The sequence below is a fragment of the Streptomyces sp. NPDC046821 genome, from assembly GCF_040645335.1.
In the GTDB taxonomy this organism is placed as follows: Bacteria; Actinomycetota; Actinomycetes; order Streptomycetales; family Streptomycetaceae; genus Streptomyces.
This window is the reverse complement of sequence record NZ_JBEYYB010000014.1, coordinates 70238-89457: the sequence shown is the minus strand read 5'-3', so window position 1 is coordinate 89457 and position 19220 is coordinate 70238. Positions and strand designations below refer to the sequence as shown.

Sequence of the window (19220 nt, the reverse complement as noted above, 5' to 3'; positions counted from 1 at the left end):
GCAGTCCGACGCACGGAGGTCCCCTGTGCCCCGCACCCTCGCCAACGCCCCGGTCATGGTCCTGAACGGGCCGAACCTGAACCTTCTCGGCCAGCGTCAGCCGGAGATCTACGGCTCCGACACCCTCGCCGACGTCGAGGCACTGTGCGCGAAGACGGCCGCCGCGCTCGGCGGGACCGTCGACTTCCGGCAGTCCAACCACGAGGGCGAGCTGGTGGACTGGATCCACGAGGCGCGGCAGAACCACGTCGGCATCGTGATCAACCCGGCCGCCTACTCGCACACGTCCGTCGCGATCCTCGACGCCCTCAACACCTGCGACGGCCTCCCCGTCATCGAGGTGCACATCTCGAACATCCACCAGCGCGAGGAGTTCCGCCACCACTCCTACGTGTCCCTGCGTGCGGACGGCGTGATCGCCGGATGCGGAGTCCAGGGGTATGCGTTCGCGGTGGAGCGCGTGGCCGCCCTGGCCGCACCCGGCGTCGCGACGGTCTAGGACGACGGGTTCGTGAACACGCCCGGCCCAGCCGGGCGTTCACCCATCGGCAGCTACTACCAGCCCCGCTCGCGCCACTCCGGCAGATGCGGCCGCTCGGCGCCGAGCGTCGTGTCGTTCCCGTGGCCCGGGTAGACCCACGTCTCGTCCGGGAGCGCGCCGAAGATCTTCGTCTCGACGTCGTCGATCAGGCTCGCGAAGGCCTCCGGGTCCTTCCACGTGTTCCCGACGCCGCCCGGGAAGAGGCAGTCCCCGGTGAAGACGTGCGGGTGGCCGTGCGGGTCGTCGTAGACCAGGGCGATGGACCCGGGCGTGTGGCCGACCAGGTGGCGCGCGGTCAGCGAGACGTGGCCGACCTGAATGGTGTCCCCGTCCTCGACCGGGACGTCCGTCGGCACCGGGATGCCCTCCGCGTCGAAGCGGCCCGCGTACGTGCGCGCGCCCGTGACCTCCACGACCTGCGCGAGCGCCTGCCAGTGGTCGCCGTGCTGATGCGTCGTGACGACGGACTTGATGCCGTCGGCCCCGATCAGCGTCAGCAGGGTCTCCGGCTCCGCGGCCGCGTCGATCAGGAGCTGCTCGCCGGTGTCCCGGCAGCGCAGCAGATAGGCGTTGTTGTTCATCGAGCCGACCGCGACCTTCGAGATCATCAGGTCCGGCAACTCGTGCACGTCCGCAGGTCCGCCGACCTTCACCGCTCCGCTGTACGTCATGAACTCAGCCTATAGCGGGGGTACGACAGGCAGGGGGCCGCCCGTGACGGTGAGCGCGGAGCCGTCGCGCCGTCCGCACAGCCAGCCGAGCAGTTCCGCTGAGGGTCCTGTGACGGTGACCGGGCCGGCCCCGGAGTCGCCGCCCGTCGTCCACGTACGGCCGTCGTCCGACGTCAGCCCGGTCGCCGGCATGTCCGCGTTGCCCGCGAAGCGGTCGGCCAGGAAGTCCGTCTCGCGCGTGACGAACTCCGGAGGGAGGTCCTCCAGTTCGTAGCCGATCCCGAGGTCGACGTGGTGCAGCTCCACCTCGATCCAGCGGCGGAACGGGATCCGGCCGGCCGAGTCCTTGACCCCGTTGCGCAGCTCGACCGTGCGCGTCCAGTCGGTCTGGGCCTCGGCGGCGCGATCGAAACCGCCCGCGCTCGCCCTCAGGTCGTCGAGGTGTTCGCGCAGGTCCCGCGGGGCGTCGCGGTCGATGTCGGCGTCGCGGGCCTCGGCGCTCGCGTACATCGGCCGGCCGGCGAACACGTTCTCCAGCGCGTCCGCGTTGCGGGAGAGGTGCGCGAGGACGTGACCACGGGTCCAGCCCGGAAGCCGTGACGGCTCGGCCAGAGCCGCGTTGTCCAGCGTGCCGACAGCACTGAGGAGCCGGTCGGTCGCTTCACGTACAGAGGCCAGGTCGTGCACATGATCGCTCATGGCGCCGACGATAGTCCGGCCACTCGATCGGGTGAAGGCGGCCTACCGTGGCCGAGAATCGAATGTACGTGCTATACGCTCGGATGCGGCATCGGGCATTCTTGGTGGTCGGGGTTTGTTACCAACCATGGAAACCAGTCCATCGCTGACGGTGGCCCCCTCTAGTCTCGAAAGACGGCCTCGAAGGCAGTCCTCTCGGCTTCCGGGCCCCGCCCCTTGTTGCTTCTTGCTGCTTCTTCAAGGGTTGTCTCTCTCAAGAAAGGTGCGGACCGGCGTGGCCGACCGTCTCATCGTCCGTGGCGCGCGCGAGCACAATCTCCGTAACGTCTCGCTCGACCTTCCGCGCGACTCGCTCATCGTCTTCACGGGTCTGTCGGGGTCCGGCAAGTCGTCGCTCGCCTTCGACACGATCTTCGCCGAGGGGCAGCGTCGCTACGTCGAGTCGCTCTCCTCGTACGCCCGGCAGTTCCTCGGCCAGATGGACAAGCCGGACGTCGACTTCATCGAGGGCCTCTCGCCGGCCGTCTCGATCGACCAGAAGTCGACCTCGCGCAACCCGCGCTCCACGGTCGGCACCATCACCGAGGTCTACGACTACCTGCGCCTGCTCTTCGCGCGCATCGGCAAGCCGCACTGTCCCGAATGCCGCCGGCCGATCTCGCGCCAGTCGCCCCAGGCCATCGTCGACAAGGTGCTCGACCTGCCCGAAGGCAGCCGCTTCCAGGTCCTCTCGCCGCTCGTGCGCGAGCGCAAGGGAGAGTTCGTCGACCTCTTCTCCGACCTCCAGACCAAGGGCTACAGCCGCGCCCGGGTCGACGGCGAGACCATCCAGCTCTCGGACCCGCCCACCCTGAAGAAGCAGGAGAAGCACACCATCGAGGTGGTCGTCGACCGCCTCACGGTGAAGGAGTCCGCCAAGCGCCGCCTCACCGACTCCGTCGAGACCGCCCTCGGCCTCTCCGGAGGCATGGTCGTCCTCGACTTCGTCGACCTCGCCGAGGACGACCCCGAGCGCGAGCGCATGTACTCGGAGCACCTGTACTGCCCGTACGACGACCTGTCCTTCGAGGAGCTGGAGCCGCGCTCCTTCTCCTTCAACTCACCCTTCGGCGCCTGCCCGGACTGCACCGGTATCGGTACGCGCATGGAGGTGGACCCCGAGCTGATCGTCCCCGACGAGGACCGGTCGCTCGACGAGGGCGCCATCCACCCCTGGTCGCACGGGCACACCAAGGACTACTTCGGACGCCTCGTCGGAGCGCTCGCCGACGCGCTGGGATTCCGGACCGACATCCCCTTCGCGGGCCTGCCCCAGCGCGCCAAGAAGGCCCTCCTCCAGGGCCACAAGACCCAGATCGAGGTCCGCTACCGGAACCGGTACGGCCGCGAGCGGGTCTACACGACCCCCTTCGAAGGCGCCGTCCCGTTCGTCAAGCGGCGCCACAGCGAGGCCGAGAGCGACTCAAGCCGCGAGCGCTTCGAGGGCTACATGCGCGAGGTGCCCTGCCCCACCTGTGAGGGCACCCGCCTCAAGCCGATCGTCCTCGCCGTCACGGTGATGGAGAAGTCGATCGCCGAGGTCTCCGCGATGTCGATCAGCGACTGCGCGGACTTCCTGGGCGAGCTGAAGCTCGACGCGCGCGACAAGAAGATCGCCGAGCGCGTCCTCAAGGAGGTCAACGAGCGGCTGCGCTTCCTCGTCGACGTAGGCCTCGACTACCTGTCGCTGAACCGCGCGGCCGGCACGCTCTCCGGCGGTGAGGCCCAGCGCATCCGCCTCGCCACCCAGATCGGCTCCGGCCTCGTCGGCGTGCTCTACGTCCTGGACGAGCCGTCCATCGGCCTGCACCAGCGCGACAACCACCGGCTGATCGAGACCCTCGTCCGGCTGCGCGACATGGGCAACACGCTCATCGTCGTCGAGCACGACGAGGACACCATCAAGGTCGCCGACTGGGTCGTCGACATCGGCCCCGGCGCGGGCGAGCACGGCGGCAAGGTCGTGCACAGCGGCCCGTTGAAGGAGCTGCTGTCCAACCCCGAGTCGATGACCGGCCAGTACCTGTCGCGCAAGAAGTCCATCGCGATGCCCGACATCCGGCGCCCCGTCGACCCGACCCGCCGGCTGACCGTGCACGGCGCGCGCGAGAACAACCTGCGCGACATCGACGTGTCGTTCCCGCTCGGCGTCCTGACCGCCGTCACCGGAGTCTCCGGGTCCGGCAAGTCGACGCTGGTCAACGACATCCTGTACACGCACCTCGCCCGCGAGCTGAACGGGGCGCGGAGCGTTCCCGGCCGGCACACGCGCGTGGACGGCGACGACCTCGTCGACAAGGTCGTGCACGTCGACCAGTCGCCCATCGGCCGCACCCCGCGCTCGAACCCGGCGACGTACACCGGCGTCTTCGACCACGTCCGCAAGCTGTTCGCCGAGACCACCGAGGCGAAGGTCCGCGGCTATCTGCCGGGACGTTTCTCCTTCAACGTCAAGGGCGGCCGCTGCGAGAACTGCTCCGGCGACGGCACGATCAAGATCGAGATGAACTTCCTGCCGGACGTCTACGTCCCGTGCGAGGTGTGCCACGGAGCGCGGTACAACCGCGAGACGCTGGACGTCCACTACAAGGGCAAGTCCATCGCCGAGGTCCTGGACATGCCCATCGAGGAGGCGCTCGGCTTCTTCGAGGCGGTCCCGGCCATCTCCCGCCACCTGCGCACGCTGCACGACGTCGGCCTCGGTTACGTCCGGCTCGGCCAGTCCGCGCCGACCCTCTCCGGAGGCGAGGCCCAGCGCGTGAAGCTGGCCAGCGAGCTCCAGAAGCGCTCCACCGGCCGTACGGTCTACGTGCTCGACGAGCCGACGACCGGCCTGCACTTCGAGGACATCAGCAAGCTCATCACCGTCCTGTCGGGCCTCGTCGACAAGGGCAACACGGTGATCGTCATCGAGCACAACCTCGATGTCATCAAGACGGCCGACTGGGTCGTCGACATGGGCCCCGAGGGCGGGAACGGCGGCGGCCTCGTGGTCGCCGAGGGCACCCCCGAGGACGTCGCGGGCGTACCGGCCAGCCACACCGGCAAGTTCCTGCGCGAGATCCTCGGCGCCGACCGCTTCAGCGACGCGACGGTGCCTGCGGCTCGTACGGGTACGGGCACGGCTACGGCTACGAAGAAGGCGGCGCCCAAGAAGGCTGCCTCGGCCAAGAAGGCCGTCGCCGCCAAGACGGTCGCCGCGAAGGCTCCGGCCAAGAAGGTCGCCACGGCCAACACGACGAAGGTGGCGGCGAAGAAGACCGCCACCAAGTCCACGCGGGCCCGCAAGGCCTGACGGCGAGTTCGTAAAAAACACGCGGCGCCTCACGGGAACTCCCCGTGGGGCGCCGCGCGTTCATCTGACAGCCGCCCTGACAGGAACTTTGACAACTGGATAGGGACAACTGGGCAGGGGATATAGGGGCAACAGCCCCTAGAGCGGCGGGAGTTCGGTCATGTACGGGGGTTCCGCGCCCGCCCGCGAGCACGTGACCGCCGCAGCCCGCGCGGCGAAGCGCAGCAGCCGGTGCCACGCGTCCGCACCGAGGCCCGCCACCGCCTCCACGGACAGCGCGTCCCACGCGGCGAGCCCGTGCAGCAGCGCCGCGTTCACCGTGTCACCCGCGCCGATCGTGTCCACCACGTCGACCGGCTCACCCGGCACGTCGTACCGCGCGCTGCCCCGAGTGGAGACGGTCAGACCGGCTCCGCCCCGGGTCATCACGACGGCCGCCGGACCCGAGGCCAGCCACTCCTCGGGCGTGCCGCCCAGCCACTCGGCGTCGTCCTCGGACAACTTCAGCAGACCGGTCGAGGGCAGCCAGCCCTTGAAGCGCGCCCGGTACGCGTCCGGGTCGGGGATGAGACCGGCCCGGATGTTCGGGTCGAGCGCGGTGAACACGCCCTCCGCCGCGGCCACCCGCATCAGCTCCTCGTACGCGCTGGCCCCCGGCTCCAGGACCAGCGAGCACGTACCGAACGACACCGCGCGCGTGCCGGCCGGGAGCCGGTCGGGGAGGGAGAAGAGCCGGTCGGCCGTGCCCTCGACGTAGAACGCGTAGCCGGCCGAGCCGTTCGCGTCGATCGAGGCGACGGCGAGGGTCGTCGGTTCGGCGCCCCGCTGGACGTACGACACGTCAACGCCGGCCCGCGCCAGGCCGCCGAGCAGGGCCTCACCGAACGCGTCGCGTGACACCCGTGAGCAGAAGGCGACGGGGGAGCCGAGCCGCCCGACGGCCACCGCCGTGTTGTAGGGACCGCCACCGAGTCGGGGCGCGAGCGCGGGCAGGCCACCGCCCCCGTCACCGTCTCCGCCACTGGCTCCGCGTCCGCCACTGCCGTCGGTGCCCCCGGCCTGCGGCACGAGGTCGATCAGGGCCTCTCCGGCGACGACGATCACGGGCGGGTCCTTTCGCGGGGTGGCCAGAGGGTGCGGTGAGCCGAGGTGCGGGTGAGCCAGAGGCTGTGCGTGAGCCAAAGGCTAGGCGCTCACCAGTTCCCCAGGGTCCCGGGAGGGTGTCGTCGGCTCTCCAGGGTCCCGGGAGGCGTCGTCCGGCCCACCGGTATCGTCGGACCGTTACCCGTTCCGTCACCGAATGTGCGCCCTTCCGCGCCCCACCGCCCCTTGGAGTCCTCATGTCCGGCACGCCTCCCACCCGCCGAACCGTGCTGCGGGGCGTCGCGCTCGCCGGGACCGCCGGAATCGGGATCGCCGCCTGTTCGCCCGGTGGGTCGAGCGCGCCGACCGCCGCGCCGACGGCCCCGGTCGACCTCGGCAAGGCCGACGAGGTGCCCGTGGGCGGCGCGAAGCTGTACCAGAACGAGAACGTGGTGGTCAGCCGCCCCTCCGCCGACAAGTACGCCGCGTTCAGCACGATCTGCACGCACCGGCAGTGCCCGATCACCATGCTCGAGGGCACGGAGCTGACCTGCCCCTGTCACGGCAGCAAGTTCGACGCCACGACCGGCAAGGTGCTGCACGACCCGGCGACGGTGCCGCTCGCGAAGCTGTCGGTCGAGGTGAAGAACGGCAAGATCGTCGCGGGACCGGCTGCCTGACCCGGAGCCCGCGGCCGGCAGCCCGCGGCCTGACCCGAACCGTCAGTCCCAGTCCCAGCCGATCCCGACGATGCCCGCCCGCACCTGCGGCTCCACCAGGTGCACCGAGCGGTGCAGGTCACTGAGGGGCAGGTCCCTGCGCCCGCCGCGCGGGGCGGCGGGGGAGTACTGGGCGAGGCGCTGGCAGCGCGCGGGCAGTTTCCCGTCCGCGAACCTGACCTGGAGCGCGTACTGGCCGCCCGCGGCGTCGAAGGCGTGCAGGTACTCCGACGAGGGGCCCGCCGTGCCGTCCTCGAACCCGTAGCGGAAGAGGAACGTGTCGCCCGAGCGCAGCCGGGCGTCGAAGAGCAGTTCCGCCACGACGACACCCGTCTCGCGGTGCCGGCGCACGCGTCCCGTACGGCAGTTCTCCAGGGCGCGCACCGAGATGTGGCGGGTCCGGCATCCCGGGTCGCCGTGGTGGACGGCGACATAGCGGTCCACGCCGTCCACGTGGGCGCGCACGATGTGCTGCGAGTCCAGACCGAGGAGTTCGCGGCTGACGCCGATCCGCACCCGCTCGTGCAGGCCGACGGTGCGAAGGCCGCCGTCCGGCGGCGCCCCCAGCTCGGTGAGGAACCGGTCCCGTACGGCCGACGCCTCGGCCAGGGAGCGGTAGGAGTGGGCGGCGGGCCGATGCTCTCCGGGCCTGTCGCCGAAGCCGTCCGCGCTGAGGCCGCCCTCGCCGATGCCGCCCTGGCCGATGCCGCCGACGCTGAGGGCCTCGCCGAAGAGGTCGGCGCGGATGTCGGCCAGGTCGTGAGCGAGGTCGTCGGAGAGCAGTCTGATCAGGGAATCCGCCGGCAGTTCCAGGACCGCCTCCAGGGCGCACACGGCCCGGAGCGACTCGGCGCGCTGCGGATGCCGGGCGCCGTGCTGCCAGTAGCTCAGCGTGGTGACGCAGACGGAGACGCCGTGCTGCGTCAGCAGGTGCCGCACGCGGTGCAACGGCAGCCCGCGCGCGGTGATCGCGGCCCGCAGAGCGACGTGGAAGGGCCCCGACCGAAGCGCCTTCTCCAACTCGGGCGCGCAGGTTCGCGCGTGCTGTGTGCCGTACGGCATCCAGGGCCTCCCGGTGTGCATGTCTTGGCTGCCGTCCGGGGCGTCACGGACGGCGCGGGGCGCCACCGGCGTACGGGAACAAACCCTTCCGTACGCACCAGGTGCGCGGCCCCGGTTAGTCCGGCATTGAATCCTGCCGATTTGCCCCGGACAAGACTTGGCGCACAACCGACTTGTGCGCGAGGTCCGCCGTCTGTCTCCGGGATACGCGTACGCAACATCACTGTCGGTGCCCGCAAGTAGGGTGTCTGACATGGCCGACCCCTCCAGTTACCGCCCCCAGCCGGGACAGATCCCGGACTCGCCAGGGGTGTACAGATTCCGTGACGAGCACCGCCGGGTGATCTACGTCGGAAAGGCGAAAAGCCTGCGCCACCGCCTGGCCAACTACTTCCAGGACCTGGCGAACCTGCACCCCCGCACGCGCACGATGGTCACCACGGCGTCGTCCGTGGAGTGGACCGTGGTGTCCACGGAGGTCGAGGCCCTGCAGCTGGAGTACTCCTGGATCAAGGAGTACGACCCCCGGTTCAACGTCAAGTACCGCGACGACAAGAGCTATCCGTACCTCGCGGTCACGATGAACGAGGAGTTCCCGCGCGTCCAGGTCATGCGCGGCCAGAAGAAGAAGGGCGTGCGCTACTTCGGTCCGTACGGGCACGCCTGGGCGATCCGCGACACCGTCGACCTGCTGCTGCGCGTCTTCCCCGTCCGCACCTGCTCCGCGGGCGTGTTCAAGAACGCCGCGCGCACCGGCCGCCCCTGCCTCCTCGGCTACATCGGCAAGTGCTCGGCCCCCTGCGTAGCCCGCGTCTCGCCCGAGGAACACCGCGAACTGGCCGAGGACTTCTGCGACTTCATGACCGGCCGCACCGGCACCTACCTCCGCCGCCTGGAGAAGGAGATGACGGACGCCGCCGAGGAGATGGAGTACGAGCGCGCCGCGCGCCTGCGGGACGACATAGAGGCGCTGCGCAAGGCGATGGAGAAGAGCGCCGTCGTCCTCGCCGACGCCACCGACGCCGATCTGGTCGCCCTCGCCGAGGACGAGCTGGAGGCCGCCGTGCAGATCTTCCACGTACGCGGCGGGCGCGTGCGCGGCCAGCGCGGCTGGGTCACGGACAAGGTCGAGGCCGTCACCAGCGGCGACCTCGTCGAGCACGCGCTCCAGCAGCTCTACGGCGAGGAGCGCGGCGACGCCGTGCCCAAGGAGGTCCTCGTCCCCGCGCTGCCCGAGCCCCTGGAACCCGTACAGGAATGGCTCACCCACCGCCGCGGGTCGAACGTGTCGCTGAGGATCCCGCAGCGCGGCGACAAAAAGGCCCTGATGGAGACGGTTCACCGGAACGCGCAGCAGGCCCTCGCGCTGCACAAGACCAAGCGCGCCTCCGACCTCACCACTCGCTCGCGCGCCCTCGAGGAGATCGCCGGGGCACTGGATCTGGACAGCGCCCCGCTGCGGATCGAGTGCTACGACATCTCGCACCTCCAGGGCGACGACGTCGTGGCCTCCATGGTCGTCTTCGAGGACGGCCTGGCCAGGAAGAGCGAGTACCGGCGCTTCCAGATCAAGGGCTTCGAGGGGCAGGACGACGTCCGCTCCATGCACGAGGTGATCACGCGCCGGTTCAAGCGCTATCTGGCCGAGAAGGAGAAGTCGGGGGAGTGGTCGGACGACGAGGAGACGCTGCTCGACGGCGCTTCCGGTTCGACGCTCACAGAGGACGACGGGCGGCCCAAGCGGTTCGCGTACCCGCCGCAGCTGGTCGTGGTCGACGGCGGGCAGCCGCAGGTGGCCGCGGCCAAGAGGGCCCTCGACGAGCTGGGCATCGACGACATCGCGGTGTGCGGCCTGGCCAAGCGCCTCGAAGAGGTCTGGGTGCCGGACGAGACCGACCCGGTGATCCTGCCGCGCACCAGCGAGGGGCTCTACCTCCTCCAGCGGGTCCGTGACGAGGCTCACCGGTTCGCGATCACGTACCAGCGCACCAAGCGGGCCAAGCGCTTCAAGGCCGGGCCGCTCGACGAGGTGGCAGGGCTCGGGGACACGCGCAAGCAGGCCCTGATCAAGCACTTCGGTTCGGTGAAACGGCTGCGATCCGCCACAATCGACCAGATCTGTGAGGTTCCCGGCATAGGCCGCAAGACGGCGGAGACGATCGTGGCGGCCTTCGCGCGCGCGGAGCCCGCCGCGCCGGCCGTGAACACCGCCACAGGAGAGATCATTGAAGACGAGGACCCCGCGGCCCCCGCCGCGGCGGCCTCGGACGAACGACGGGGGCAGGAGCCATGAACGAGAACGAGCAGGGCGACAAGGGAACACCAGAACCGGCCCCCGAGGAACAGACGGGCCGGGACGACGACGGAGCACAGGTGAACGCGGGTACGAACGAGGCCCCCGGGGTGCCCGAGGCGGCCATCCCCGAGCTGGTGATCATCTCCGGGATGTCCGGCGCCGGACGTTCCACGGCGGCCAAGTGTCTGGAGGACCTCGGCTGGTTCGTCGTCGACAACCTGCCGCCCGCGCTGATCCCCACCATGGTCGAGCTCGGCGCCCGCTCGCAGGGGAACGTCGCCCGGATCGCCGTCGTCGTCGACGTCCGCGGCCGCCGCTTCTTCGACGACCTGCACCAGTCCCTCGCCGACCTGGAGTCCCGTAACGTCACGCGGCGGATCGTCTTCCTGGAGTCCTCAGACGAGGCCCTGGTGCGCCGCTTCGAGTCGGTGCGCCGCCCGCACCCCCTCCAGGGCGACGGCCGCATCGTCGACGGCATCGCGGCCGAGCGCTCGCTCCTGCGCGAGCTGCGCGGCGACGCCGACCTGGTCATCGACACCTCCAGCCTGAACGTGCACGAACTGCGCGCCAAGATGGACGCCCAGTTCGCCGGCGAGGAGGAGCCCGAGCTGCGGGCCACCGTCATGTCGTTCGGCTTCAAGTACGGCCTGCCCGTCGACGCCGACCTCGTCGTCGACATGCGCTTCCTGCCGAACCCGCACTGGGTCCCCGAGCTGCGCCCCTTCACCGGCGTGAACCCGGAGGTGGCGAACTACGTGTTCGGCCAGCCCGGCGCCAAGGAGTTCCTCGACCGCTACACCGAGCTGCTCCAGCTCATCGCGGCCGGGTACCGCCGCGAGGGCAAGCGGTACGTGACCATCGCCGTCGGCTGCACGGGCGGCAAGCACCGCTCCGTCGCCATGTCGGAGAAGCTCGCCGCGCGTCTCGCGGCCGAGGGCGTGGAGACCGTGGTCGTCCACCGGGACATGGGCCGCGAATGACGGGACGTACGCTGCGGCTCACCAGCCGGCTGCGCAGCAGAAGCACACCATCGAGCCGACGCAAGGGAGCGACGCCCAAGGTCGTCGCCCTCGGCGGCGGCATGGGCCTGTCCGCGTCCCTCGCGGCGCTGCGCCGCATCACCCGTGACCTCACCGCCGTGGTCACCGTCGCCGACGACGGCGGCTCCAGCGGCAGGCTCCGTGACGAGCTGGGCGTCCTGCCGCCCGGCGACCTGCGCAAGGCCCTCGCCGCGCTGTGCGGGGACGACGACTGGGGCCAGACCTGGGCCCGCGTCATCCAGCACCGCTTCCAGTCCCAGGGCGCGCTGCACGAACACGCGGTCGGCAATCTGCTCATCGTCGCCCTGTGGGAGCAGCTCGGCGACCATGTGCAGGCCCTCGACCTGGTCGGCAGGCTCCTCGGCGCGCAGGGCCGCGTCCTGCCCATGTCCGCGGTCCCGCTGGAGCTCCAGGCCCTGGTCAAAGGGCACGACCCGCAGCGGCCCGACGACGTCGACATCGTGCGCGGGCAGGCCACGGTGGCCCTCACGCCCGGCGAGGTGCAGTCCGTGCACCTCGTTCCGCACGACCCGCCCGCCGTCCCCGAGGCCGTCGCCGCGGTGCTCGACGCCGACTGGGTGGTCCTCGGCCCCGGATCCTGGTTCTCCTCGGTCATCCCGCACCTGCTCGTCCCCGAGCTGCTCGACGCGCTGACCGAGACGAAGGCCCGCCGGGTTCTCTCGCTGAACCTCGCGCCGCAGCCCGGAGAAACCGAGGGGTTCTCACCGCAGCGTCATTTGGAGGTTTTGGGACGACACGCCCCTAAACTCGCCCTGGACGTGGTGCTGGCCGACGAGGCCGCCGTGCCCGACCGCGAGTCATTGACCGACGCCGCCAAGGAGCGCTTCGGCGCCGCGGTCGAGCTGGCGCCCGTGGCCGGGTCCGACGGGACTCCGAGGCACGATCCGGAGCTGTTGGCCGCCGCGTACGACCGTATTTTTCGGATGCATGGAAGGATCGGCCCATGGCGATGACGGCAGCGGTGAAAGACGAGATCTCCCGGCTTCCCGTCACCCGGACCTGCTGCAGAAAGGCAGAGGTCTCGGCCATCCTGCGGTTCGCGGGTGGGCTCCACCTGGTGAGCGGACGCATCGTGATCGAGGCGGAACTCGACACCGCGATGGCGGCACGACGGCTGAAGCGGGACATTCTCGAGATCTTCGGACACAGTTCGGAACTGATCGTGATGGCGCCCGGCGGGCTCCGCCGGGGCTCGCGTTTCGTGGTCCGTGTCGTCGCGGGCGGTGACCAGCTGGCCCGTCAGACGGGTCTGGTGGACGGCCGCGGCCGCCCGATCAGGGGTCTTCCGCCGCAGGTGGTCTCGGGGGCCACCTGCGATGCCGAGGCCGCCTGGCGTGGCGCTTTCCTGGCGCACGGTTCGCTCACGGAGCCCGGCCGTTCCTCCTCCCTCGAAGTGACCTGCCCGGGTCCCGAGGCCGCGCTCGCCCTGGTCGGCGCCGCCCGCCGGCTCCAGATCGCGGGCAAGGCCCGCGAGGTACGCGGGGTGGACCGCGTCGTCGTACGGGACGGGGACGCGATCGGCGCGCTGCTCACCCGCATGGGGGCGCACGAGTCGGTGCTCGCCTGGGAGGAGCGGCGGATGCGGCGCGAGGTCCGCGCCACCGCCAACCGCCTGGCGAACTTCGACGACGCCAACCTCCGCCGCTCGGCACGCGCCGCCGTCGCCGCCGGGGCCCGCGTGCAGCGCGCCCTGGAGATCCTCGCCGACGAGGTGCCCGAGCACCTGGCCGCCGCCGGACGGCTGCGCATGGAGCACAAGCAGGCCTCCCTGGAGGAGCTGGGCGCCCTCGCCGACCCGCCGCTGACGAAGGACGCCGTGGCCGGCCGTATCCGCCGCCTGCTCGCGATGGCCGACAAGCGGGCCCAGGACCTGGGCATCCCGGGTACGGAGTCGAACATCACGGAGGAGATGGCGGACAACCTGGTCGGCTGACCTGGAAGCTGTCTTACGTGACGCTGGTGCCGGCGCCCCTGTGAGGGCGTCGGCACCAGCGTTTTTCCATGCCCGCGGCGTGCCGTCGCCGCGCCCTCAGCCCCGCCCTCGGCGTGCCCCCAGCCGCACCCTCCGCCCCGCCCGCGACGCGCCCCCAGCCGTACCCTCACCCCCGCCCTCGGCCGTTCGTGGGGACCTCTTGACGCGCCTTGACGCGTTCTTGACTTGACCATGAACTGCCATGACTCTGGCGTCTGTTCGCTTTTGCGGCACACAACTGCAAGGGGGGCTCATGAGACGAAGAGTGAGATCGGTCCTCGCCACCTCGGCACTCGTGCTCGGCGGTCTGGGAGGGGCGGGCCTCGCGCCCGTGGCCCAAGCGGAGAGCGGGTCCGGCGCACACCGGACCGACGCCGATGCGGTCAAGGTCTTCCGCGCCGAGATCACGAAGGAGCAGATCCCGCTGCTCCTCGCGGCCGGCCAGGACGGGCACGAACTCGGCGAGCAGACGCGCGGCAAGCAGAAGGCCGAGGTCGAGGTCTACCTCACCGACAAGCAGGCCGAGCAGCTTCAGAAGAAGGGCGTCGACCTCGCCGAGCACACGCTCTCCGCACGGGCGAAAGCCCGCGTCGAGGCCGCCGGCGACGGGGTGTTCCGCCCCTACAGCGGCGAGGGCAATCTCCAGGAGGAGATCGTCAGGACCGGCCAGGAGAACCCCGGTCTCACCAAGGTCGTCTCCATCGGCAAGACGGTCCAGGGCCAGGACATCCTCGCCCTCAAGCTCACCAAGGGCGCCCGCACGAGCCGGGACGGCGCCAAGCCGTCCGTGCTCTACATGTCCAACCAGCACGCCCGCGAGTGGATCACCCCCGAGATGACCCGCCGCCTCATGCACCACTACCTGGACAACTACTCCAAGGACCGGCGGATCAAGAAGATCGTCGACTCCACCGAACTGTGGTTCGTCCTCTCCGCCAACCCCGACGGCTACGACTACACGTTCAAGCCCGACGGCAACCGCCAGTGGCGCAAGAACCTGCGTGACGTCAACGGCGACGGCGCCATCACGACCGGCGACGGCGTCGACCTCAACCGCAACTTCGCCTACAAGTGGGGCTACGACGACGAGGGTTCGTCCCCGCGCCCCGCCAGCGAGACCTACCGCGGCGCGAGCCCCGCCTCCGAGCCCGAGACCCAGGCCCTCGACGCCTTCGAGAAGCGCATCGGCTTCAAGTACGCCATCAACTACCACTCGGCGGCCGAACTGCTGCTCTACGGAGTGGGCTGGCAGGTGGCCACGCCGACCCCGGACGACGTGCTCTACAAAGCACTTGCCGGCACGCCCGAGAACTCCGCGATCCCCGGCTACCACCCGCAGGTGTCCTCCGAGCTGTACACCACCAACGGCGAGGCCGACGGGCACGCGGGCAACGTCAACGGCATCAGCATGTTCACGCCCGAGATGAGCGAGTGCCAGACCGCGTCCGCGATCGACCCGAACGACCAGTGGCGCCCCGAGGACTGCGAGTCCGTCTTCACGTTCCCGGACGACGAGAAGCTGATCCAGGACGAGTTCACCAAGAACATCCCGTTCGCGCTCTCCGTCGCCGAGACCGCGGCGCACCCGGACCGGCCGTCCTCCTCGGTGGGCCTCGACGCCGCCGACTTCACCCCGGCCGCCTTCACCACCTCGTACGCGCGCGGCGCCGACCAGCAGGTCTCCGTGACCGCACGCAAGTCGGTGCGCGACAAGAAGCTCAACTACCGCATCGACGGAGGCCGTACGCACGACGAGGGCCTGCGCGCCTGGAAGGGCGGCGAGACCTACGGAGGCGACGACAACCTCTACTTCGACGCCTACCGCGCCAAGATCGAGGACGCGCGTCCGGGCGCCAAGGTCGAGGTCTGGTTCACCGGACGCACCGCGCAGGGCAAGCGCACCTCCAGCGAGCACTTCACGTACACCGTCGCCGAGCGCCCCAAGGCCGACACCCTCGTCGTCGCCGAGAACGACGCCGCCGGGCAGCAGAGCCAGACCTACGTGGACGCGCTGAAGGCCAATGGGCGCACGCCACTCGTGTGGAATGTCACCACCCAGGGCGCCCCGGACCCGCTCGGGGTGCTGGCCCACTTCAAGACCGTCGTCCACTACACGGGCGCCGACCGTCCGGGTCTCGCCACCCAGCTCGCCCTGCGTGACTTCCTCAACGAGGGCGGCAAGCTGATCGAGGCCGGTGAGCAGGCCGGCGGCTCCGTCGCCATCGGCGGCACCACCACGAACGACTTCAGCCAGTACTACCTGGGCGCGTACTCGCGTACGTCGACCCCTGGCGCCAACAAGTTCGCCGGTACCGGTGTACTCAGTGGCGCGGACGCGGCTCTCGGTGACGCCCCCGGCAACCCGCTGAACATCCCGGCCAACTACCAGGCCACCTCCGACGTGCTCGCCCCGGCCCAGTACCCGCAGTTCGCGAGCGCGGGCGCGGGACAGTACGAGGGTGCCGCCAACCCGTACAGCCCGTACGAAGGCAGTTACATGGCTGCCGCCGTACACACGGACGACGGCTGGAAGCGCCTCACCCGCACCATCGACCTCACCGGTGTCACCGCCGCCGAGCAGCCCTCCCTGAAGTTCCAGCTCCTGTGGGACACCGAGCCGGGCTACGACCACGCGGTACTGGAGGCGCACACGGTGGGCGCCGACGACTGGACGACGCTGCCCGACACCGGCGGCCGGACCACGCAGAAGGTCCCCGCCGAGTGCGAGGCCGGATTCCTGATCAGGGAGCACCCCGCGCTCAAGCGCTACCTGACCCCCGGCACCGCGGGCTGCCAGGCCAGCGGCACCTCCGGCGCCTGGAACAGCTTCACGGGCGCATCGGACGGCTGGAAGCCGGTGAGCTTCGACCTGAGTCCCTACGCGGGGAAGACGGTCGAGGTCTCGCTCAGCTACATCACCGACCCCGGCAGCGGCGGCCACGGCCTCCTCGCCGACAACGCGTCCGTGAACCTCGGTGCCACCGCGAAGGAGACCGAGGGCTTCGAGACGTCACTCGGTGCCTGGAAGGCCGCCGGACCGCCTCCGGGTAGCCCCGTCGTGACCAAGGACTGGACCCGCGCCGGAGAGCTCTTCCGGACCTACGGAGCGATCAGCACCGACGACACCGTGCTGTTCGGCTTCGGCCTCGAACACGTCAACACGGAGGCTCAGCGCACCGCGCTCGTGGGTAAGGCACTGGCGTCCCTGAGGAGCTGAGAGCAGAGCAGAAAAGCGGCTAAATCGCCTGCTCACTTTTCATGAAAACTGCCAGATGAGCGCGTTTCCCGGCGGCCCCTCCGTCTACTCGACGGTATGGGCCGCCGGCCCGCGCAAAGCGTGCACTCAATGTCACTTCGGGCCCTTCGGAGAGGTAGGGTCGGAGGCGGTCGGGGACAACCCATACAACTCGCCGGCGTCGAAACCCGGCGTACCCAACGAGGAGATCGGTTTCGTGACGATCCGCGTAGGAATCAACGGCTTCGGCCGCATCGGGCGTAACTACTTCCGCGCGCTGCTCGAGCAGGGTGCGAACATCGAGATCGTGGCTGTGAACGACCTCGGTGACACCGCGACCACCGCACACCTTCTGAAGTACGACACCATTCTGGGCCGCCTCAAGGCCGAGGTGACGCACACCGCCGACACCATCACCGTCGACGGCCACACCATCAAGGTCCTTTCCGAGCGCAATCCAGCCGACATTCCCTGGGGTGACCTCGGCGTCGACATCGTCGTCGAATCGACCGGCATCTTCACGAAGAAGGCGGACGCCGAGAAGCACATCGCCGGCGGCGCCAAGAAGGTCCTCATCTCGGCTCCGGCCAAGGACGAGGACATCACCATCGTCATGGGTGTCAACCAGGACCAGTACGACCCGGCCACTCACCACGTCATTTCGAACGCGTCCTGCACCACGAACTGTGTCGCGCCGATGGCGAAGGTCCTCGACGAGAACTTCGGCATCGTCAAGGGCCTGATGACCACGGTCCACGCGTACACGAACGACCAGCGCATTCTCGACTTCCCGCACTCGGACCTGCGCCGCGCCCGTGCCGCCGCCGAGAACATCATCCCGACCACCACCGGCGCCGCCAAGGCGACCGCCCTGGTCCTTCCGCAGCTCAAGGGCAAGCTCGACGGCATCGCGATGCGCGTCCCGGTACCCACCGGCTCCGCCACCGACCTCGTCGTCACCCTTGCGCGCGAGACCACCAAGGACGAGGTCAACGCCGCGTTCAAGAAGGCTTCCGAGGACGGTGACCTCAAGGGCTTCCTGTCCTACACCGAGGACCCGATCGTGTCGTCCGACATCGTCGGCGACCCGGCCTCCTGCACCTTCGACTCCTCCCTGACCATGGTCCAGGAGGGCAACTCGGTGAAGATCCTCGGCTGGTACGACAACGAGTGGGGCTACTCCAACCGTCTCGTCGACCTCACTGTCTTCGTCGGCGGCCAGCTCTAGATCCAGAGCAGGTTTCTCGATGTGAGCAACAGGGTCCGGACGCGCGACCGCGCGCCGTCCGGGCCCTGTTGCGTGTCCCCCACCCAAAGGAGTCCAGGAGTACCACCATGAAGACGATCGACGAGCTTCTCACCGAAGGGGTCGAAGGCAAGCGGGTCTTCGTCCGCGCCGACCTCAACGTGCCCCTCGCCGGGAGCGAAATCACCGACGACGGCCGTATCCGCGCCGTCCTGCCGACGATCGCGAAGCTCGCCGAGGCCGGCGCGCGCGTGGTCGTCGCCTCGCACCTCGGCCGCCCCAAGGGCGCGCCGGACCCGGCCTTCTCGCTGGCCCCGGCTGCCGCCCGCCTGGGTGAACTCCTGGGCGCGGACGTCGCGTTCGCCACCGACACGGTCGGCGCCTCCGCCAAGGAGACGGTCGCCAAACTCGCCGACGGCCAGGTCGCGGTGATCGAGAACCTGCGCTTCAACGCGGGCGAGACCAGCAAGGACGACGCCGAGCGCGGCGCCTTCGCCGACCAGCTCGCCGAGCTCGCCGACGTCTACGTGGGCGACGGCTTCGGCGCGGTCCACCGCAAGCACGCCTCGGTCTTCGACCTGCCCGCGCGCCTGCCGCACGCCGCCGGCTTCCTCATCGCCACCGAGGTCGCCGTCCTGAAGAAGCTCACGGCCGACGTGAAGCGCCCGTACGTGGTCGTCCTCGGCGGGGCCAAGGTCTCCGACAAGCTCGCCGTGATCGACCAGCTCCTCGGCAAGGCCGACCGCATCCTCATCGGCGGCGGCATGGCGTACACCTTCCTCAAGGCCAAGGGGTACGAGGTCGGCATCTCCCTCCTCCAGGAGGACCAGATCCCGGTCGTCACCGAGTACATGGAGCGCGCCGAGAAGAACGGCGTGGAGCTCGTGCTCCCCGTCGACATCCTGGCCTCGTCCGACTTCCCGGACCTGAAGACCAAGGCCCCGGCCGACTTCGTCACCGTCGACGCGGACAAGATCCCCGCCGACAAGGAGGGCCTGGACATCGGCCCGAAGACGCGTGAGCTGTACGCGTCGAAGATCGCCGACGCCGAGACCGTGTTCTGGAACGGCCCGGTCGGCGTCTTCGAGCACCCCGACTACGCGGGCGGCACCTCGGCGATCGCGCGGGCGCTGCTCAACTGCGACGGCTTCACCGTCGTGGGCGGCGGCGACTCGGCCGCCGCCGTGCGCACGCTCGGCTTCGACGAGAATGCTTTCGGCCACATCTCGACCGGCGGCGGCGCCTCCCTCGAATACCTCGAGGGCAAGACGCTCCCCGGCCTCGCCGCACTGGAGGACTGA

General features: G+C 70.0%; 14 protein-coding genes. 10 read left to right on the top strand and 4 right to left on the bottom strand.

What is annotated here, in order from left to right:
- Positions 1-25 precede the first annotated feature (25 nt).
- Positions 26-499: a type II 3-dehydroquinate dehydratase gene (gene aroQ, locus ABZ893_RS27650; protein ID WP_361408558.1), complete on the top strand. Its 474-nt coding sequence runs from the start codon at positions 26-28 to the stop codon at positions 497-499.
- Between the two features lie 56 nt (positions 500-555).
- Here the strand turns inward: aroQ and ABZ893_RS27645 are convergent, their stop codons facing one another.
- The gene (locus ABZ893_RS27645; protein ID WP_361408555.1) at positions 556-1212 is read right to left on the bottom strand and encodes an MBL fold metallo-hydrolase; all 657 of its coding nucleotides are present in this window, start codon (positions 1210-1212) and stop codon (positions 556-558) included.
- A gap of 9 nt (positions 1213-1221) precedes the next feature.
- A complete protein-coding gene (locus tag ABZ893_RS27640) occupies positions 1222-1911 on the bottom strand; it encodes a maleylpyruvate isomerase family mycothiol-dependent enzyme (protein ID WP_361408552.1) in 690 nt (229 codons plus the stop codon).
- A gap of 274 nt (positions 1912-2185) precedes the next feature.
- Between ABZ893_RS27640 and uvrA the strand changes: the two genes are divergently transcribed.
- Positions 2186-5245 carry an excinuclease ABC subunit UvrA gene (gene uvrA, locus ABZ893_RS27635; RefSeq protein WP_361408549.1) on the top strand — a complete coding sequence of 1020 codons (3060 nt, stop codon included), beginning with the start codon at positions 2186-2188 and terminating at the stop codon, positions 5243-5245.
- A gap of 138 nt (positions 5246-5383) precedes the next feature.
- Here the strand turns inward: uvrA and ABZ893_RS27630 are convergent, their stop codons facing one another.
- Positions 5384-6349, bottom strand: a complete 966-nt coding sequence (locus tag ABZ893_RS27630) for a carbohydrate kinase (protein WP_361408546.1) — start codon at positions 6347-6349, stop codon at positions 5384-5386.
- 236 nt (positions 6350-6585) lie between these two features.
- Between ABZ893_RS27630 and ABZ893_RS27625 the strand changes: the two genes are divergently transcribed.
- On the top strand, positions 6586-7008 hold the full coding sequence (locus tag ABZ893_RS27625; protein WP_361408543.1) for a Rieske (2Fe-2S) protein: 423 nt from the start codon (positions 6586-6588) through the stop codon (positions 7006-7008).
- Between the two features lie 42 nt (positions 7009-7050).
- Here ABZ893_RS27625 and ABZ893_RS27620 read toward each other — a convergent pair whose 3' ends face one another.
- Complete coding sequence (locus tag ABZ893_RS27620) at positions 7051-8109, bottom strand: hypothetical protein (protein ID WP_361408540.1); 1059 nt, start codon at positions 8107-8109, stop codon at positions 7051-7053.
- A gap of 253 nt (positions 8110-8362) precedes the next feature.
- Between ABZ893_RS27620 and uvrC the strand changes: the two genes are divergently transcribed.
- The 7 genes from uvrC (at position 8363) to ABZ893_RS27585 (ending at position 19220) form a co-directional block, all read left to right on the top strand.
- The gene (gene uvrC / locus ABZ893_RS27615) at positions 8363-10402 is read left to right on the top strand and encodes an excinuclease ABC subunit UvrC (RefSeq protein ID WP_361408537.1); all 2040 of its coding nucleotides are present in this window, start codon (positions 8363-8365) and stop codon (positions 10400-10402) included.
- Positions 10399-11385: an RNase adapter RapZ gene (rapZ, locus tag ABZ893_RS27610; protein ID WP_361408534.1), complete on the top strand. Its 987-nt coding sequence runs from the start codon at positions 10399-10401 to the stop codon at positions 11383-11385. The genes uvrC and rapZ overlap by 4 nt, the downstream gene beginning before the upstream one ends.
- Positions 11382-12419 (top strand): uridine diphosphate-N-acetylglucosamine-binding protein YvcK, encoded by a 1038-nt coding sequence (yvcK, locus tag ABZ893_RS27605; protein ID WP_361408531.1) that lies wholly within the window; start codon positions 11382-11384, stop codon positions 12417-12419. The genes rapZ and yvcK overlap by 4 nt, the downstream gene beginning before the upstream one ends.
- Positions 12410-13399, top strand: coding sequence for a DNA-binding protein WhiA (gene whiA, locus ABZ893_RS27600; protein WP_127830442.1), 990 nt, complete (start codon positions 12410-12412; stop codon positions 13397-13399). Before yvcK ends, whiA begins: the two co-directional genes overlap by 10 nt.
- 292 nt (positions 13400-13691) lie before the next feature.
- Positions 13692-16655, top strand: coding sequence for a M14 family zinc carboxypeptidase (locus ABZ893_RS27595; protein WP_361408528.1), 2964 nt, complete (start codon positions 13692-13694; stop codon positions 16653-16655).
- A gap of 235 nt (positions 16656-16890) precedes the next feature.
- Positions 16891-17901, top strand: a complete 1011-nt coding sequence (gene gap, locus ABZ893_RS27590; RefSeq protein WP_361408525.1) for a type I glyceraldehyde-3-phosphate dehydrogenase — start codon at positions 16891-16893, stop codon at positions 17899-17901.
- 107 nt (positions 17902-18008) lie between these two features.
- Positions 18009-19220 (top strand): phosphoglycerate kinase, encoded by a 1212-nt coding sequence (locus ABZ893_RS27585; RefSeq protein ID WP_361408522.1) that lies wholly within the window; start codon positions 18009-18011, stop codon positions 19218-19220.